Consider the following 16,542-nt stretch of genomic DNA (forward strand, 5'->3'; position numbering starts at 1 on the left):
GATCGGTCCGGGGCCTTTTGGCTGGTGCCCCCGGCAGGATTCGAACCTGCGACACCCGCTTTAGGAGAGCGGTGCTCTATCCCCTGAGCTACGAAGGCGGCGGTGAGGGTCCTGGCCGACGGCTGCGGTGTGGGCCGGGGCGGGTGCCCTGGACGTGCGCCGCAGCGCCCGCCGGGGCGCTCGATCCACAGGGTACCGGATCGGTGCTCGGGCGGGCGCTGGGAGTGGGCGGTACGGGGCGGGAGGTCAGGCCTTGCGGGCGACGCCGCCGAACATGGCGACCTCGGTGGGCGGCTCGGCGCTGTCGGTGTCCGGGCGCCAGCGGTTGCAGGAGACGACGCCGGGTTCGAGGAGTTCCAGGCCGTCGAAGAACTTGGTGACGGCGGCCGGGGTGCGCTGGGTGAGTTTCGGGGTGCCGTTCTCGTTCCAGAAGGCGACCGCCGCGTCGACGTCCGGCATGTCGGGGCGGGTGATGGTGTGGGAGAGGACGAGGTGGCTTCCGGAGGGCAGCGCGTCCATCAGGCGCCGCACGGTGCCGTATGCCTCCTCGTCGTCCTCGACGAAGATGACGACGCCGAGCAGGATGAGCGCCACCGGCCGGGTGAAGTCGATGGTCCGGGCGGCCTGTTCGAGGATCGTGTCGATGTTGCGGAGGTCCTCGTCGAGGTAGGTCGTGCTGCCCTCCGGTGTGCTGGTGAGGAGGGCCTCGGCGTGGGCCAGCACGATGGGGTCGTTGTCGACGTAGACGACGGCGGACTCGGGGGCGATGCGCTGGGCGACCTCGTGGGTGTTGTCGGCGGTGGGCAGGCCGGTGCCGATGTCGAGGAACTGCCGTATGCCGCACTCGCCGGTGAGGTACCGCACGGCGCGGCCGAGGAACTGCCGGTCGGCGAGGGCGTAGTCGCCGATACCGGGGTGCAGCTTGCGGATCTGGTCGCCGGCCGCCTGGTCGACCTCGTAGTTGTCCTTGCCGCCCAGCCAGTAGTTCCAGATGCGGGCCGTGTGCGGCTGGTCGGTCCTGATGCGTTTGCGGGCCTCGAACGATGCCGCGGATATCTCGGTCACAGGACGTCCTCCAGAGCTGGGCGAGCAGCGGGTCAAGCAGCAACCTAGCGCCGGGAGTTGTCGGAATCGATCCGATTGGGGGGAGGGCGGGTCAGGGGGCGGCCGAGGTGCGGGTCACCCGTATCCGGTACGACGTCTCGTCGGCTGCCAGGACCGTGACGCGGATGCCCTCCTCGCGGTCCTCGAAGCTCTCGCCGGGGGTGAAGGTGGCGTCGGAGAGTTCGGCGTGGACGTTGGGGGCGCGGGTACAGCCGCCGCTGTCGCGGCGGGAGTCGAAGACGGTGACCGGGCCCATGCCGGTGTCCACGTCCGCGTCGACACGGTAGACGAGGACACCGGGGCGGCAGACCACCTCGTCGTTGCCGGCGCGGGTGCGCAGTTCGAGGGCGTAGCCGGACTGGGAGTCCAGAGGGAGGAAGACCAGTTTGGGTCCGCCCGCCCGCGCGAGCGGGGTGAGGACGTACTCCCGGGTGCCGCGGCCGGCCGCGCAGCCGACCTGGGCGGCGTCCAGCCAGCCCAGTTTCCACTTGTGCCAGGCGAGGAGGTCGTTGTTGGCGCCCCAGTCCTCGCTCATGATGTCCCAGTGGCCGACGGCGCCGCCGCCTTCGGCGGTGTAGAGGTCGGGGAGGCCGAAGACGTGGCCGTTCTCGTGCGGCAGGACGCGGTAGCCGGTGCGGTCGTAGGAGCCGGAGCCGTCGTCCTGGCGGGAGTAGACGAAGGACGCGTTGGAGACGGGGACGCCGTCGGCGGTCGGGGCCTCCTTGTTGCCGGCGAAGGTGACGGACAGGACGGTGTCGAGGGCGGCCGGGCCGGCGTTGGGGGTGACCAGGACGTTCAGCAGGTCGTACGCCTTGAAGTCCACCTGGGGGTCCGCCTCGGCCACTATGTCGCGGACCAGTTCGCGGTAGCCGGGGTCGAAGGGGGCGCCGCGCTCTATGCCGTACGCGCGGAAGGACTTGGGCATGCGGAGCCAGTCGGGCAGCGGGATCTCGGGGCGGTAGTCGAGTCGGCCGTAGGAGCTGGTGGTGAACCACTCGCGGGTCTGGGGGAAGAACTCCCGGTAGCGGTCGAGGGCGTCGCCCTCGCCGGGCGCGTCGGAGAAGTCGACCATCAGGGTGAGGGCGCGGACCGTGCCGGTGGAGCGGGTGTAGCCGGAGGCGGTGGGGATGCCCTCGGACATCTGTACCGAGCGGTTGCCGCCGATCATGCAGGGGCCGTGGGAGGAGGTGCGGGAGAGGGCGCTGGGGCCGGCGCCCGGGGCGAGGGCGCCGGGGGAGAGGTGGCCGTTGCCGGCCGAGGTGCACAGGGCGAGGGTGAGGGCTGACACCGATGTCAGGGCGGCCAGCCGGCGCGGGGGTATCCGGCGTCGGCGCGGCTGCGGCTGCATGCGGGGACCTCCGCTCCACACGGCAGCCGCCGGTCACCGACTGCACCCTCTGCATCACCCTGCGTCGCGGGGTGTGCGGGCGCTCGCTGGGAGGGCCGATCGTGCGGCGCCCCGGCGTCCATGGCGTCCATGGCGTCCCCGGCATCCCCGGCGTCCCCGGTGTCCGGATCCCCGGCGGTCGGCGGTCGGCGGATGTGACGCGGGTCACGCGAATACTTCCCGCCCCGGGAAATAACCGGGGACCGTTTCCCCGTTTGGCACTGTGTCCGCTCGAAACGGGGATCGATTCCCCGGATCGGGCCGGCGTAGCACCACAGCAGGGGAACACCGACCGTCACCCACACCACACACCACCGAGGAGTGCACCGTGGACACCGCGACCCCCCTCACGCGCAAGGCGCCCCGGCCCCGCGCCGACGCCCTGCGCAACCGGGAGCGGATCGTCACCGCCGCCCGGGAGATGTTCGTCGAGTTCGGGCCGGACGTGCCGCTCGACGAGGTCGCCCGCCGGGCGGGCGTCGGCAATGCCACGGTGTACCGCAACTTCCCCGACCGCGACGCGCTGGTGCGCGAGGTCGTCTGCTCCGTGATGGACCGTACGGTGCGGGCGGCCGAGCAGGCGCTGAGCGAGACGGGGGACGCCTTCGAGGCGTTGGAGCGCTTCGCGCACGCGGCCGCCGACGAGCGGATCAGCGCGCTGTGCCCGATGGTCTCCAGCACCTTCGACCAGCACCACCCCGACCTGGAGGACGCACGCCGGCGCGTCGAGGGCCTCGTCGCGCAGCTGATGGACCGTGCCAAGGCGGCCGGTCGGCTCCGTGCCGACGTGGAGCACGGCGATCTGCTGGTGGGCGTGGCTCAGCTGAGCCGGCCCCCGGCCGGTGCCGGCTGCATGAGCGCCGACCGCTTCGTCCACCGTCATCTGCAGCTGTTCCTGGACGGGATGCGGGCTCCGGCCCCGGCCGTTCTGCCGGGTTCGGCCGTCACCGTGGAGGACCTGCGCCGCTGAGCGAGCCCTGACCCCTCATCCGCGCCGCCCGCGCCGACACCGCGGGCCTCGCCTCGAACGGCCGTCCCGGGGACGCGTCATTCCTTGAAGACACCCGATTTTTCGTCAGACGTTCTCTATTTCCATTACAAGTACCGAAGTGGGTACCCCCATGTCTGAAACAGCCTCGACGGCCGTGAAAGCGGCTCCGAGCGGCCCGGACGCCAACCGTTGGAAGGCGCTCGTCTTCATCGCGCTCGCCCAGCTGATGGTCGTACTGGACGCGACCATCGTGAACATCGCCCTGCCCTCCGCCCAGCAGGACCTGGGCATCTCGGACGGCAACCGCCAGTGGGTGGTCACCGCCTACGCCCTCGCCTTCGGCGGGCTGCTGCTGTTCGGCGGCCGGATCGCCGACCTGTGGGGGCGCAAGCGGGCCTTCGTGCTCGGTCTGGGCGGCTTCGCGCTGGCCTCGGCGCTCGGTGGCGCGGCCACCAACGAGGCCATGATGTACGGCGCCCGCGCGTTGCAGGGTGTGTTCGGCGCGCTGCTGGCGCCCGCCGCGCTGTCCCTGCTCGCGGTGATGTTCACCGACGGCAAGGAACGCGCCAAGGCGTTCGGCATCTACGGAGCGATCGCCGGTGGCGGTGGTGCCGTGGGACTGATCCTCGGCGGGTTCCTCACCGAATACCTGGACTGGCGCTGGACGTTCTTCGTGAACATCCCCTTCGCCGTGATCGCCGCGGCCGGCGCGTACCTCGTCGTCCGTGAGCCCGCCGGCGGGCGCAACCGCTCGCCGCTCGACATCCCCGGTGTGGTGCTGTCCACCCTGGGCCTGGTCGCGCTGGTCTACGGCTTCACCCGCGCGGAGTCCGAGGGGTGGGGCGACTCGGTGACGGTCGGCATGTTCGTCGCCTCCGCCGTGCTGCTCGCCGCGTTCGTGGCCGTCGAGGCCAGGGTGGCGGCGCCGCTGCTGCCGCTGCGCGTGATCACCGAGCGCAACCGCGGCGGGGTGTACCTGTCGCTGGGCATGGCGATCATCGCGATGTTCGGCCTGTTCCTCTTCCTCACCTACTACCTGCAGGTCGTGAAGGGGTATTCGCCGGTCAGGACCGGGTTCGCCTTCCTGCCGATGGTCACGGGCATGATCGTGGGGTCGACGCAGATCGGCACGCGTCTGATGACCCGGGTCGCGCCCCGGCTGCTGATGGGCCCCGGCTTCCTGGTCGCCGCGCTCGGCATGCTCTTCCTGACCCGGCTGGAGATCGACACCTCCTACGCGGGCGTCCTGCTGCCCGGGATGCTGCTGCTCGGCCTCGGCATGGGTACGGCGTTCATGCCGGCCATGTCGCTGGCCACCCTGGGCGTGGAGCCGCGGGACTCCGGTGTCGCCTCCGCGATGGTCAACACCTCGCAGCAGGTGGGTGGCGCGATCGGCACGGCCCTTCTGAACACGATCGCCGCCTCCGCCACCACGGCCTACGTCGCCGACCACATCGGCGGCGCCACGAGCCGGTCCCAGCAGCAGCTGGTCCAGCTCCAGGGGCAGGTGCAGGGCTACACCAGCGCGATCTGGTTCGCGGTCGGGATCCTGGTGGCGGCCGCGGCCGTCGCCCTGACCCTGATCAACGCGGGCCGGCCGGGCGGCACGGCCGTCGCCGCGTCCTCCGAGAGGACCGTGGGGGAGGAGCAGGCGGTGCCGGTGGTCATGCACTGACCCCCGGCCCGCGGCCCACCGCATCCCCGGAGGGAAACACCCCGTGCCACCCGTGCGGAGGAGGAGGGGACGCCTCCACCGCACGGCTCCCGGGACCTGCCCGGCTCCGCCTCGTCGGCGGAGCCGGGCAGGTCCGTCTCCGTTCCGCCTCGTCAGCCGAGCCGGGGCAGGTCCGCACCCGCTTCGCCTCGTCGGCCGAGCCAGGACGGGTCCGCCCCGGCTCGCGCCCCGTCAGCGGAGCCAGGGCAGGTCCGCACCCGCTTCGCTCGGCTGGAGTCCCTCGGCGACGATCCGCATGATCTCGCCGAGGGACTTCTGCTGTTCCGGGGTGAGGCGGTCGAACACGGCCTGCCGTACGGCGTGCACATGGCCGGGTGCGTGCCGGGCCAGCATCTCCAGACCCTCGTCGGTCAGTACGGCGAACTGGCCGCGCTTGTCGGAGGGGCAGTCCTCGCGGCGCACCCAGCCGCTCTTCTCCAGCCGGGCGACGGCGTGCGAGAGGCGGGAGCGGGTGATCTTCGCTGACATCGCCAGTTCCGTCATGCGCAGCCGGCGCTCCGGGGCGTCGGCGAGCTTGACCAGCAGGCCGTAGTAGACGTGCGGCATGCCCGCGTCCCGCTGGAGCTGACGGTCGAGATGGTCTTCCAGGAGTGTGGTGGCGTCGATGTACGCGCGCCAGACGCGCTGTTCCTCGTCGGTGAGCCAGTGGGGTTCCCCGGGGTCCGCGGATGTGGGTGCCGTGTTCATGCGGTCCACTGTACGGCGAACCTCCTTGAATGTTAAACAAACCTGGCGTACAGTCGGTGGTGGAAGTTGAGGATTCAAGTACACGAGTCACCCAGGACACGCATCACCCGCCGAAGGGAGTCGCCGTCATGACCGCCGCCACTCAGGAACGTATGCCCGCGCTCTACCTCAGCCACGGCGCCCCGCCCCTGGCCGACGACCCCGTCTGGCCCGGTGAGCTGGCCGCCTGGTCCGCGGGTCTGCCCCGCCCCAAGGCGATCCTCGTCGTCTCCGCGCACTGGGAGGAGGCGCCGCTCGCCCTCGGCGCCGTCGAGACGGTCCCCCTCGTCTACGACTTCTGGGGCTTCCCCCAGCACTACTACCAGGTGAAGTACGGCGCTCCGGGCGCCCCCGCGCTCGCCGATTCCGTACGCAGGCTGCTGCGGGCCCCCGGCACGCCGGTCCAGGACGTTCCCGACCGGGGACTGGACCACGGCGCCTACGTCCCGCTGGTCGAGATGTTCCCCGAGGCCGACATCCCGGTGCTGCAGGTCTCCATGCCGACCCTGGACCCGGTGAAGCTCATGGACATCGGGCGCAAGCTCGCACCGCTGCGCGACGAGGGCGTGCTGATCATCGGCTCCGGGTTCTTCACCCACAACCTGGCCGCGCTGCGCCAGGGCGGCATCCCCAGGTGGTCGGCCGAGTTCGACGACTGGGGGAGCCGGGCGCTGAACTCCGGTGACGTGGACGGGCTGCTCGACTTCACCCGCAAGTCCCCGGCCGGCATGCTCGCCCACCCGCGCACCGAGCACTTCGCGCCGCTCTTCGTGACCATGGGCGCGGCGGACGCCGCCGGCGACCTGGACACCCAGAAGTCCGTGATCGACGGCTTCTGGATGGGGCTGGCCAAGCGGTCGGTGCAGTTCGGCTGAGAGCCGGGCCCTGCCTCGGGCCGGGCTACAGCTCCTTCTCGTACCAGGCCACGTCCCACCAGCGGCCGAACTTGCGGCCCACCTCCCGGTAGGTGCCGGCGTGGCGGAAGCCGAAGCGCTCGTGCAGGCGCGTGGAGGCGTCGTTCGGCTGGGCGATGCCGGCGTAGGCGCGGTGCAGGTCCTCGCCCTTCAGGGCCTCGAAGAGCGCCGTGTAGAGCAGGGTGCCGATGCCGCGCCGGCCGGCGCCCGGGGCGACGTAGACCGTGGTCTCCACGGAGGTGGCGTAGGCGGGCTTGGGGCGGAAGGGGCCGGAGGTGGCGTACCCCAGGATCCCGCCCGCCCCGGCGTCCGTGGCAACCATCAGGCGGTACGGGCCGTCTACAGGGTGGGAGAGCAGCCAGGGGCGGCGGCCGTCCGGGGTGAACGGCGAGGTGTCGAATGTGACCGCCGTCTCACGGACGTAGTGGTTGTACAGGTCGGTGAGGGCGGTCAGGTCGCCCTCCCCGCCCGGCCTGACCTGGACCTTCGCGTGTTCCGCCGGCATCGCGCCTCCCCGCGTGGGCCGACAGGGTACTGCATGATCAGAAAAATCGGAGGACGGGTTGGGAATTCTGTCCGGATTCCAGTCGTTGTTTCCTACGGATGCGGGCACCCGAGCAGAGTCCGAGAAGACCTGAAGAAGAGTGCCGAGCGTCCGCAGGACCACCCGCTGACCTCACCATCGCAAGGGAGCACGCATGGCAACCCGTGCCGTCGCCCGTCGTAAGTCCGCCTCCGGCGAGACGACCGACGCGGCAACCAGTGTTCGCGCCCACAGCGGCGAGATCGCCGATCGCGACCTGGTCGGCATGTACCTCGACGAGATCGCGCGCACGCCGCTGCTCGACGCCGCCAAGGAAGTCGAACTGTCCCAGATCATCGAAGCGGGTGTGTTCGCGAAGCAGATCCTCGACGGCCTCGAGGAGAACAAGGCCGGGGCCTCGCAGGAGGAGCTCGAGGCCCTGTACGACGCGAGCGAGCGGGCGAAGGACGTCTTCATCCGTTCCAACCTGCGCCTCGTCGTCGCCGTGGCCCGCCGGTACCCGCGCAGCGGCCTGCCGCTGCTCGACCTGATCCAGGAGGGCAACGCGGGCCTGGTGCGCGCGGTCGAGAAGTTCGACTACCGCAAGGGCTTCAAGTTCTCGACGTACGCCACGTGGTGGATCCGACAGGCCATCACGCGGTCCATAGCCGACCAGTCGCGCACCATCCGCCTGCCCGTCCACCTGGTGGAGGAGCTGGGCCGGATACGGCGCGTGCAGCGCGAGTTCAACCGCGAGCACGGCAGGGACCCGGAGCCCGCGGAGGTCGCCGCCGAGCTCGGTTCCACGCCGGAGCGCGTCGTCGACGTGCTCGACTGGGCCCGCGACCCGGTCTCGCTGAACATGTCGGTGGACGACGAGGGCGAGACGCAGTTCGGGGACCTCCTGGAGGACACCTCCGCGGTGTCGCCGGAGCAGTCGGTGCTGACGCTGCTGCGCAGCGAGGAGCTGGACGACCTGATCGGCCGGCTCGACCAGCGCACGGCCTCCATCATCAAGATGCGGTACGGCATCGAGGACGGACGCGAGCGCACGCTGACCGAGGTCGGCAAGGAGCACGGTCTGACCCGCGAGCGGATCCGACAGATCGAGAAGCACGCGCTGCTGGAGCTGAAGAAGCTGGCCCGCGACACCGGCTTCGACGCGGCCGCGTGAGCGTCGGCGTCGCCGCGCCGGGGTGGCCGCCGCGATCCGTCGCGGTAGCGTGAACACCCCGGCCGCGTACGCCGGGTGGCGGAAGACAGCGCAAAACATGGCCGTTCCCCGCCGCTTCAAGCGCGGGGCCCAGGGAACAAGAAGACAGAGTCCAGGAGTTCGGGCCCCGCAGACTCGGTCCCCTGGACCGCACGAGCCACGTCCCGACGCACAACCCCCCCGGCGCCGGGACTTCCCAAGGCCGGGCTCGGTGCCCTCCCCCCGGGTGCCGGGCCCGGCTCTTTCCTGCCCGGGCACGTCAAGCGGGCCACCCCGAACCTGAACCCCGGGGTGGCCCGCCAGATGGCAGATTGTGCCACATGGGCATAGCCTGCCGAGGGTGAGCAGCACCACCCCGACCCCGCCCCTTCCGCCCGCCACGGCCTCCACCGGCTCGCTGACCGAACGGCGCAAGGCCGAGACCCGTATGGAGATCGCCCGCGCGGCGGCGGGCCTCTTCGTCCGGCAGGGGCTGCGGGCCACCCGCGCCGAGGACATCGCCCGGGCGGCCGGTGTCGCCCCGCGCACCTTCTACCGGTACTTCGCCGGCAAGGAGGACGCCATCGGCCCGCTCTACGCGACCGGCGCCCAGCGCTGGGTCGAGGCGGTGCGCGCCGCCCCCGCCGGAGTGCCGCTGCCGCGGGTCCTGGAGGACGCCGTGCGCCACACGCTGACGCCCGGCCTCGGGGTGTCGGCGGCCTCCTGGGACTGGGTGCGCACCCTGATCCGGCTCGCCCAAACCGATCCCACCCTGCACCGGGTGTGGGCGGAGGCCTGCCGGGCGGCGGAGAGCGGTCTGGCGCAGGTCCTGGCGGAACGGCTGACGGCCGCCCGCGCCCTCCACGACGCCGACAACGTTGCCGATCCCGGCCGTCTCCGCTTCACCGCGGCGGTCGCGAGCGCGGCCGTCCGCACGGCGACGGAGTGCTGGGCGGCCGGCGACGCTCCCGCGGAAGGTCCGCAAGGGCCGGCCGAGCTGGCGCTCGCCAACCTGGCGGCACTGCGGGACTTCCCCTGGGACCCCCCGACGCCCCAGGGGGCGCGCCGGGCCTAGCCCTTCGCTCCGCGACGTCGTCGCCGGCCGCCGGTCGCCGCCCCCGTGCTCGGCTGTGACCCCGTCGCGTCGGCGCCCTCCGCCCCGCTGCGGAACACACCGGGCCCCCTCCGCCCCAGCAGGCCGAACCCCGCCGTCCGCCGCCGGCTCGATCCGCCGGACGGGCGTCAGCGCCCGTCGTCACCGGACGCCGCCCTGAGCATCCGTCCGCCCAGCTCCCGCACGGCGTCCACGAGTCCGGCCGGCTCGTGCACGGTGAAGTCGTGGCCCAGCATGGCCAGTCGTACCGCCATCCAGTCCTTGGCGTCGCTCACCGTCGCCCGGAGCCGGCAGGTCCCCTCGTCCAAGGGCTCCGGGGCGCCCAGCCAGCCCGGGATGCGGGCCGCGACCGTGGCAGCCGGCGCGGCGAAGGTGACGACCATCTCGTACGACTCCTGGGCCCGGTACATCGACCGGCGCAGGTACTCCGCCGCGCTTCCCGTCGGCAGCTCCCTCGGGGTGAACCGCGCCCCGGTCGCGAAGGGGTCGCTGACCCGGTCGACACGGAAGGTCCGCCAGTCCGCGCGGTCGAGGTCGTACGCCACGAGGTACCAGCGCCGCCCGGTCGACACCAGCCGGTACGGCTCCACCACCCGGCGGGACCCGGCGCCGTCGGCCGCGCGGTAGGCGAACCGCAGCCGTTCGCGCCCGGCCACCGTGGAGGCCATGACGGTGAGCGTCTCCGGCGCGATCGTCGCACCGTCGCCGCTGGTCAGCGGGGTCGTCGCGGCCTGGAGCGTGCTGACCCGGTGACGCAGTCGGCCGGGCAGCACCTGCTCCAGTTTCGCCAGCGCCCGCACGGACGCCTCGTCCACGCCCTCCAGCGCGTGCCCCGCCCCGGCCCGCAGCCCGACCGCGATCGCCACCGCCTCCTCGTCGTCGAGCACCAGGGGAGGCATCGCCTTCCCCGCGACGAGCCGGTAGCCGCCCTCCGCGCCGAGCGTCGCCTGCACCGGATAGCCGAGTTCGCGCAGCCGGTCGATGTCCCGCCGGACGGTGCGCCGGGAGACCCCGAGACGGTCGGCCAGCTCGCCGCCGGGCCATTCGCGGGGCGTCTGGAGGAGGGAGAGGAGCGTCAGCAGCCGGGCCGGAGTGTCCGTCGTCATGGCATCGAGGATGCCGTGCAACTAGGACATGATCCGACCTACTTGCCGCATAGTTTCCGTGTCATGACCTTCACCGACACCCCGCACGCACCACAGCCCGTCGCGGGCGACCGTCGCCGCTGGTTCGCGCTGGCGATCGTGATGACCGCGGCCTTCATGGACCTCGTCGACGTCACGATCGTCAACATCGCGATCCCGTCCATCCAGCGCGACGAGGGCGCCACCTTCAGCCAGATCCAGTGGATCACCGCGGGTTACGCGCTGGCCTTCGCCGCCGGGCTCGTCACCGGCGGCCGGCTCGGCGACATCCACGGCCGCAAGCGGATCTTCCTCATCGGCATCGGCGGCTTCACCGTCGCGTCCGCGCTGTGCGGACTCGCCGTCAACCCGGAGATGCTGGTCGCCTCCCGCATCCTCCAGGGCGCCATGGCGGCGCTGATGGTGCCGCAGGTGCTGTCGATCGTGCACGCGACCTTCCCGGCGCACGAACGCGGCAAGGTGTTCGGGCTGTTCGGCGCGATCGTCGGCCTGGGCGCGGTGTCCGGGCCGCTGCTCGGCGCGCTGCTGACGGAGTGGAACCTGTTCGGTCTGGAATGGCGGCCCATCTTCCTGATCAACCTGCCGGTCGGCATCGCCGGCCTGATCCTCGGCCGGCTCTTCATCACCGAGTCCAGGGCGCCGCGCGCCCTGAAACTGGACCTGGTGGGCGTCGCGCTGGTGACGCTGGGACTGCTGATGCTGCTCTACCCCCTCACCCGCGGCCGCGAACTGGGCTGGCCGCTGTGGGGATACGCGTCGATGGCGGGCGCGCTGCTGGTCTTCGGCGCGCTGGTGGCGTACGAGCGGGTCAAGGGCGCGCGGGACGGCTCACCCCTGATCGAACTGTCGCTGTTCCGGGTCAAGAGCTTCGCGGCCGGCATCGCCGTGCAGACGGTGTTCGGCATCGGCCTCGGCATCTTCTTCCTGGTGTGGACGCTGTACATGCAGGTGGGCCTCGGCTGGAGCGTGCTGCGGGCCGGACTGACCGGGGTGCCGTTCTCCGTCGCGGTGTCCGTGGCGGCCGGGATGTCCGTGCAGCTGCTGGTGCCGCGCTTCGGGCGCAAGGTCCTCCAGGCGGGCGCGCTGGTGATGGCGGCCGGTGTGCTCGTCTACCTGTGGGAGGCGGAGCGGTACGGGCAGGCGATCACCTCCTGGCAGATGGCGCTGCCGCTGGTGGTCATGGGCGCGGGCATGGGTCTGATCGTGGCTCCGCTGACCGACGCGGTGCTCTCCGAGGTGCCGCGTGAGCACGCCGGGTCGGCGTCGGGGCTGATCAACACCGTGCAGCAGATGGGCAACGCGCTGGGGCTCGGCCTGGTGTCGGTGGTGTTCTTCGGGGTGATCGACGAAGGGCTCACCCCGGCCGCGACGGGCCCGGCCTTCGTCGACGGTTTCCAGCACGCGCTGGGCTGGGTGGCCGCGGTACTGGGCGTGATCTTCCTGCTGATGTTCGCGCTGCCCGAGCGCCCGGCCCAGCACGTGGAGGGTTCGGAGGAGACGCCGGCGGCGGTGGAGAAGGAGCCCGAGCTGGTGTCCTGACGGGACGCGCCACCCGCGGACGGCGGACGCGCCACCCGCGGACGGCGGGCGCGTCGCCTGCTGCCCATGGACGCGCCGCCGACAGGGGGAGGGCCCGGCACCCGGAGTGGGGGTGCCGGGCCCTCCCCTGTCGTGGAACAGACACAAACGGAAGCCCGTTCATGCCCGTACATGTTTACTTTGTGGACATCTCGACGTACTGTCCGAGTCACACCACACGTTCGGGCATGAACGGATTGGAAGGACGGCGGACATGTACGCACCGGAACGCCAGCAGCAGATCCTCCGGCTCGCCCGCGACGGCGGCCGGGTGGACGTGGTCTCGCTGGCCGAGGAGTTCCAGGTGACCGCCGAGACCATCCGCCGGGACCTGAAGGCCCTCGACCGCGCCGGTCTGGTGCGCAGGGTGCACGGCGGGGCCATCCCCGCCGGCCGCCTCGACTTCGAACCGGACCTCGCCGAACGGGAGACCACCGCGGCCGACGAGAAGGACCGCATCGCCCGTGCCGCCCTCGCGGAACTCCCGGCCGACGGCACCGTGATCGTCGACGCTGGCTCGACGGCCGCCCGGCTGGCCGGCTTCCTGCCGGTGGACGCCTCCCTCACCGTCGTCACCCACAGCCTGCCCATCGCCGCCCGCCTCGCCGACCACCCCGGCATCCAGCTGCACCTCGTCGGGGGCCGCGTCCGGCACCGTACGCGCGCCGCCGTGGACGCCTGGGCCCTGCGCGCGTACGCCGAGATCCGGGCGGACGTCCTGTTCGTCGCCGCCAACGGGTTCTCCACCGAGTACGGGCTGACCACCCCCGACCTCGCCGAGGCCGCGGTGAAGCGCGCGGCCGTGGCCGCCGCCCGCCGGGTGGTGCTGCTCGCGGACTCCTCCAAGCACGGCCAGGAGCACTTCGCCCGCTTCGGCGACCTGAGCGACGTGGACCTGTTGATCACCGACACCGGGCTGAGCCCGCAGGACGCCGCCGCGATCGAGCGCGGAGGCACGGAAGTGGCACGCGCATGATCCTCACCGTCACCCCCAACCCGTCCCTGGACCGCACCTACGAGGTCCCCTCGCTGGACCGCGGCGAGGTCGTCCGGGCCACCGGCGAACGCGTCGACCCCGGCGGCAAGGGGGTCAACGTCTCGCGCGCCGTCGCCGCGGCCGGCCGGCGCACGGTGGCCGTACTGCCCCTCGGCGGCGCACCGGGCGCCCTGGTCGCCGAACTGCTCCACGCGCAGGGCATCGAGGCGGCCCCGGTCCCGGTCGCCGGAGCCACCCGCTCCAACATCGCGCTCGCCGAGGCCGACGGCGTCCTGACGAAGATCAACGCGCCCGGTCCCGAGCTGACGGCGGCCGAACAGGAACTGCTCCTGGACACCGTGCTCCGGCAGGCCGCGGGCGCCGACTGGATCGCCTGCTGCGGCAGCCTGCCGCGCGGACTCGCCCCCTCCTGGTACGCCGACCTGGTCGCCCGGGTGCACGCCGCCGGCGTACGGATCGCCCTGGACACCTCCGGACCGGCGCTGCTCGCCGCCCTGCGCGAGCGGCCCGAGGTGGTGAAGCCGAACGCCACCGAACTCGCCGAGGCCGTGGGGCATGCGCTGACCACCGTGGGCGACGCGGTGAAAGCGGCCGGGGAACTGCGCGCGGCGGGCGCCCAAGCCGTCCTCGCCAGCCTCGGCGCCGACGGACAGCTCCTCGTCGACGACGACGGCGCGTGGTTCGGATCCGCCCCCGTGGACGCCGTCCGCAGCAACGTCGGCGCGGGCGACTCCTCCCTCGCCGGGTTCCTCGTCGCCGGCGGACGCGGACCCGGGGCGCTCGCCTCCGCCGTCGCCCACGGAGCGGCCGCCGTCCAACTGCCCGGCAGCGTGATGCCGACCCCGGGCGACCTGGACCCGGCCGCGGTCACCGTCACGGCCGAGGTCCCCGTCGACCGCGTCCTGAGGGAGCCGGCGCCGTGAACGCCCGCGCCGCCCGCCCCCGCCTCGTTTCTTCCTTCCTCACCCCCGTCCCCTCCCCCGCCCACCCCGCTGTACGGGCGATATGCGTGCGAAGGAGCCCGCGATGAGCGAGATGATCACCGCGGACCTGGTCGACCTCGACCTGTCCGCCGACACCAAGGAAGCGGCGGCCCGCGCCCTCGCCGAGCGCATGGTGGCCCGGGGCCGGGTGACCGACCTGGAGGGCTTCCTCGCTGACGTCGCCGCCCGCGAGGCCCAGATGCCGACCGGCCTCGACGGCGGCATCGGCATCCCGCACTGCCGCAGCGAACACGTCACCGAGCCGACGCTGGCCTTCGGGCGCAGCACGGCCGGGATCGACTTCGGCGCGGCGGACGGACCCGCCGACCTGATCTTCCTGATCGCCGCCCCGGCCGGCGCGGACGACGCCCATCTGACGATCCTGTCGTCGCTGGCCCGGCAGTTGATGAACACCGGGTTCACCGACGCCCTCCGCTCGGTGGCCGACCCGTCCTCGGCGGCGGCACTGATCCGCGGCGAGGACGCCCGCTCCGCGGACTCCCCCGACCCCGAGGGGGCCGAGAGGTCCGAAGGGCCGGCCGGCTCCGAGGACTCCGTGGCGGCCCCGGCGGCGGCCTCCGCCGGGGCCGCCACGGGCACCACCGCGGCCGAGCCGGAGCGCCCCTTCCGGATCGTCGCCGTCACCTCCTGCCCCACCGGCATCGCCCACACGTACATGGCGGCCGAGTCGCTGGAGAACGCCGGCCGGGACGCCGGCGTCGAGATCACCGTCGAGACCCAGGGCTCGGCCGGCTTCACCCGGCTCGACCCGGCCGTGATCGCGGCGGCGGACGGGGTGATCTTCGCCCACGACGTCCCCGTACGGGAGAAGGACCGCTTCGCGGGAAAGCCCACCGTCGACACCGGCGTCAAGGCCGCCATCAACCGCCCCGCCGAGCTGATCACCGAGGTGAGAGGCAAGGCGGAGCGCGGCGAGGCCACCGCGGCCGCGTCCCCCGGCACACCGGTCGAGCGCGGCGGCGAAGCCGGCGAGGGCTACGGCACGAAGCTGCGCAAGTGGCTGATGTCCGGCGTCAGTTACATGGTGCCGTTCGTCGCGGCCGGCGGTCTGCTCATCGCCCTCGGCTTCGCGATCGGCGGCTACGAGATCAACGAGGCGCCCTCGGTGATGGACCACTTCGTGTGGACCCAGGCCGACAGCTGGGGCGCGCTGCTCTTCCAGATCGGCGGCGTCGCCTTCGGCTTCCTCGTCCCGGTCCTGGCCGGCTACATCGCCTACGGCATGGCCGACCGGCCCGGCCTGGTGCCCGGCTTCGTCGGCGGCGCCATCTCGCTCACCATCAACGCCGGGTTCCTCGGCGGTCTCGCGGCCGGTCTGATCGCCGGTGGCGTGGTGATCGCCATCCAGAAGGTGCGGATCCCGGCGGCACTGCGCGGCATCATGCCGGTGGTGGTGATCCCGCTGATCTCCGCGGCGGTCGTCGGATTCCTGATGTTCGTCGTCATCGGCAAGCCCATCGCCGAGGCGCAGAAGGGCATGACGGACTGGCTGAACGGCCTCTCCGGCGCCAACGCCGTCCTGCTCGGCGCGCTGCTCGGCCTGATGATGTGCTTCGACCTCGGCGGCCCCGTCAACAAGGTCGCCTACACCTTCGCCACCGCCGGGATCGCCGTCGCGAGCCCCAGCGACTCCGCGATGAAGATCATGGCCGCGGTGATGGCCGCCGGCATGGTGCCGCCGCTGGCGATGGCCCTGGCCACCACGGTCCGCGGCAAGCTCTTCAACCGGACCGAACGCGAGAACGGCAAGGCCGCCTGGGTGCTGGGCGCCTCCTTCATCAGCGAGGGCGCCATCCCGTTCGCCGCCGCCGACCCGCTGCGCGTGATCCCCGCCTCCATGGTGGGCGGCGCGGTCACCGGCGCCCTGTCGATGGCCTTCGGCGCGACGCTGCGCGCCCCGCACGGCGGGATCTTCGTCGTCCCGCTGATCGGCAACCCGTTGCTCTACCTCGTCGCCATCGCCGCCGGCGTCTGCGTCACGACGGCCCTGGTGATCGTGCTCAAGGGACTGCGCAAGGCGGCTCCGGCCGGACCGGGAGCAGGCGGGGGAGCCTCGGCACAGGCGCCGGAGAACAAGCAGCCGGTGGCCGCCTGACGACACGACGGTGCGCCCGTATGGGTAGGTGTGGGCG

General features: G+C 72.4%; 14 protein-coding genes and 1 tRNA gene. 9 read left to right on the forward strand and 6 right to left on the reverse strand.

Annotated elements, in window-relative coordinates; all coding sequences use genetic code 11:
* Positions 1–22 precede the first annotated feature (22 nt).
* The 3 genes from IE172_RS33015 to IE172_RS33025 all read right to left on the reverse strand — a co-directional run bounded on the left by IE172_RS33015 (position 23) and on the right by IE172_RS33025 (position 2,452).
* A tRNA-Arg gene (locus IE172_RS33015) sits at positions 23–98 on the reverse strand.
* A gap of 148 nt (positions 99–246) precedes the next feature.
* The gene (locus IE172_RS33020; protein WP_190101049.1) at positions 247–1,065 is read right to left on the reverse strand and encodes an SAM-dependent methyltransferase; all 819 of its coding nucleotides are present in this window, start codon (positions 1,063–1,065) and stop codon (positions 247–249) included.
* Between the two features lie 91 nt (positions 1,066–1,156).
* Positions 1,157–2,452, reverse strand: coding sequence for a M6 family metalloprotease domain-containing protein (locus IE172_RS33025; protein WP_190101050.1), 1,296 nt, complete (start codon positions 2,450–2,452; stop codon positions 1,157–1,159).
* Positions 2,453–2,819: 367 nt separating this feature from the next.
* On the opposite strand from IE172_RS33025, the gene IE172_RS33030 reads away from it, so the two are divergent.
* Both IE172_RS33030 and IE172_RS33035 read left to right on the forward strand, forming a co-directional pair.
* Positions 2,820–3,461: a TetR/AcrR family transcriptional regulator gene (locus IE172_RS33030; protein WP_190101051.1), complete on the forward strand. Its 642-nt coding sequence runs from the start codon at positions 2,820–2,822 to the stop codon at positions 3,459–3,461.
* A 151-nt stretch (positions 3,462–3,612) separates the two neighbouring features.
* Positions 3,613–5,157: an MFS transporter gene (locus tag IE172_RS33035; RefSeq protein ID WP_190101052.1), complete on the forward strand. Its 1,545-nt coding sequence runs from the start codon at positions 3,613–3,615 to the stop codon at positions 5,155–5,157.
* 231 nt (positions 5,158–5,388) lie between these two features.
* On the opposite strand, the gene IE172_RS33040 is transcribed toward IE172_RS33035, so the two are convergent.
* Positions 5,389–5,904 carry a MarR family winged helix-turn-helix transcriptional regulator gene (locus tag IE172_RS33040; protein ID WP_190101053.1) on the reverse strand — a complete coding sequence of 172 codons (516 nt, stop codon included), beginning with the start codon at positions 5,902–5,904 and terminating at the stop codon, positions 5,389–5,391.
* A 128-nt stretch (positions 5,905–6,032) separates the two neighbouring features.
* On the opposite strand from IE172_RS33040, the gene IE172_RS33045 reads away from it, so the two are divergent.
* Positions 6,033–6,818 (forward strand): dioxygenase family protein, encoded by a 786-nt coding sequence (locus tag IE172_RS33045; protein ID WP_190101054.1) that lies wholly within the window; start codon positions 6,033–6,035, stop codon positions 6,816–6,818.
* A gap of 25 nt (positions 6,819–6,843) precedes the next feature.
* Here the strand turns inward: IE172_RS33045 and IE172_RS33050 are convergent, their stop codons facing one another.
* On the reverse strand, positions 6,844–7,362 hold the full coding sequence (locus IE172_RS33050; RefSeq protein WP_190101055.1) for a GNAT family N-acetyltransferase: 519 nt from the start codon (positions 7,360–7,362) through the stop codon (positions 6,844–6,846).
* A gap of 193 nt (positions 7,363–7,555) precedes the next feature.
* Between IE172_RS33050 and IE172_RS33055 the strand changes: the two genes are divergently transcribed.
* Both IE172_RS33055 and IE172_RS33060 read left to right on the forward strand, forming a co-directional pair.
* Positions 7,556–8,554, forward strand: a complete 999-nt coding sequence (locus IE172_RS33055; RefSeq protein ID WP_190101056.1) for a sigma-70 family RNA polymerase sigma factor — start codon at positions 7,556–7,558, stop codon at positions 8,552–8,554.
* A 379-nt stretch (positions 8,555–8,933) separates the two neighbouring features.
* Positions 8,934–9,647, forward strand: a complete 714-nt coding sequence (locus IE172_RS33060; RefSeq protein ID WP_190101057.1) for a TetR/AcrR family transcriptional regulator — start codon at positions 8,934–8,936, stop codon at positions 9,645–9,647.
* A gap of 167 nt (positions 9,648–9,814) precedes the next feature.
* On the opposite strand, the gene IE172_RS33065 is transcribed toward IE172_RS33060, so the two are convergent.
* Positions 9,815–10,792 carry a helix-turn-helix transcriptional regulator gene (locus IE172_RS33065; RefSeq protein WP_190101058.1) on the reverse strand — a complete coding sequence of 326 codons (978 nt, stop codon included), beginning with the start codon at positions 10,790–10,792 and terminating at the stop codon, positions 9,815–9,817.
* A gap of 63 nt (positions 10,793–10,855) precedes the next feature.
* On the opposite strand from IE172_RS33065, the gene IE172_RS33070 reads away from it, so the two are divergent.
* From IE172_RS33070 to IE172_RS33085, 4 genes are all read left to right on the forward strand, one after another.
* Positions 10,856–12,370, forward strand: coding sequence for an MFS transporter (locus IE172_RS33070; protein WP_190101059.1), 1,515 nt, complete (start codon positions 10,856–10,858; stop codon positions 12,368–12,370).
* Positions 12,371–12,623: 253 nt separating this feature from the next.
* Complete coding sequence (locus IE172_RS33075) at positions 12,624–13,385, forward strand: DeoR/GlpR family DNA-binding transcription regulator (protein ID WP_190101060.1); 762 nt, start codon at positions 12,624–12,626, stop codon at positions 13,383–13,385.
* The gene (gene pfkB, locus IE172_RS33080) at positions 13,382–14,329 is read left to right on the forward strand and encodes a 1-phosphofructokinase (RefSeq protein ID WP_190101061.1); all 948 of its coding nucleotides are present in this window, start codon (positions 13,382–13,384) and stop codon (positions 14,327–14,329) included. Before IE172_RS33075 ends, pfkB begins: the two co-directional genes overlap by 4 nt.
* Before the next feature lie 103 nt (positions 14,330–14,432).
* Positions 14,433–16,505, forward strand: a complete 2,073-nt coding sequence (locus IE172_RS33085; RefSeq protein WP_190101062.1) for a PTS fructose transporter subunit IIABC — start codon at positions 14,433–14,435, stop codon at positions 16,503–16,505.
* Positions 16,506–16,542 lie beyond the last annotated feature (37 nt).

It is taken from the genome of Streptomyces griseoflavus (assembly GCF_014649995.1).
Lineage (GTDB): Bacteria > Actinomycetota > Actinomycetes > Streptomycetales > Streptomycetaceae > Streptomyces > Streptomyces griseoflavus.

Bases quoted from the DNA above. Each gene is read 5' to 3' on its own strand.
- IE172_RS33065 (WP_190101058.1), bottom strand. From the start codon at position 10,792: ATGACGACGGACACTCCGGCCCGGCTGCTGACGCTCCTCTCCCTCCTC.
- IE172_RS33070 (WP_190101059.1), top strand. From the start codon at position 10,856: ATGACCTTCACCGACACCCCGCACGCACCACAGCCCGTCGCGGGCGAC.
- IE172_RS33075 (WP_190101060.1), top strand. From the start codon at position 12,624: ATGTACGCACCGGAACGCCAGCAGCAGATCCTCCGGCTCGCCCGCGAC.
- IE172_RS33085 (WP_190101062.1), top strand. From the start codon at position 14,433: ATGAGCGAGATGATCACCGCGGACCTGGTCGACCTCGACCTGTCCGCC.
- IE172_RS33050 (WP_190101055.1), bottom strand. From the start codon at position 7,362: ATGCCGGCGGAACACGCGAAGGTCCAGGTCAGGCCGGGCGGGGAGGGC.
- pfkB (WP_190101061.1), top strand. From the start codon at position 13,382: ATGATCCTCACCGTCACCCCCAACCCGTCCCTGGACCGCACCTACGAG.
- IE172_RS33045 (WP_190101054.1), top strand. From the start codon at position 6,033: ATGACCGCCGCCACTCAGGAACGTATGCCCGCGCTCTACCTCAGCCAC.
- IE172_RS33025 (WP_190101050.1), bottom strand. From the start codon at position 2,452: ATGCAGCCGCAGCCGCGCCGACGCCGGATACCCCCGCGCCGGCTGGCC.
- IE172_RS33055 (WP_190101056.1), top strand. From the start codon at position 7,556: ATGGCAACCCGTGCCGTCGCCCGTCGTAAGTCCGCCTCCGGCGAGACG.
- IE172_RS33040 (WP_190101053.1), bottom strand. From the start codon at position 5,904: ATGAACACGGCACCCACATCCGCGGACCCCGGGGAACCCCACTGGCTC.
- IE172_RS33035 (WP_190101052.1), top strand. From the start codon at position 3,613: ATGTCTGAAACAGCCTCGACGGCCGTGAAAGCGGCTCCGAGCGGCCCG.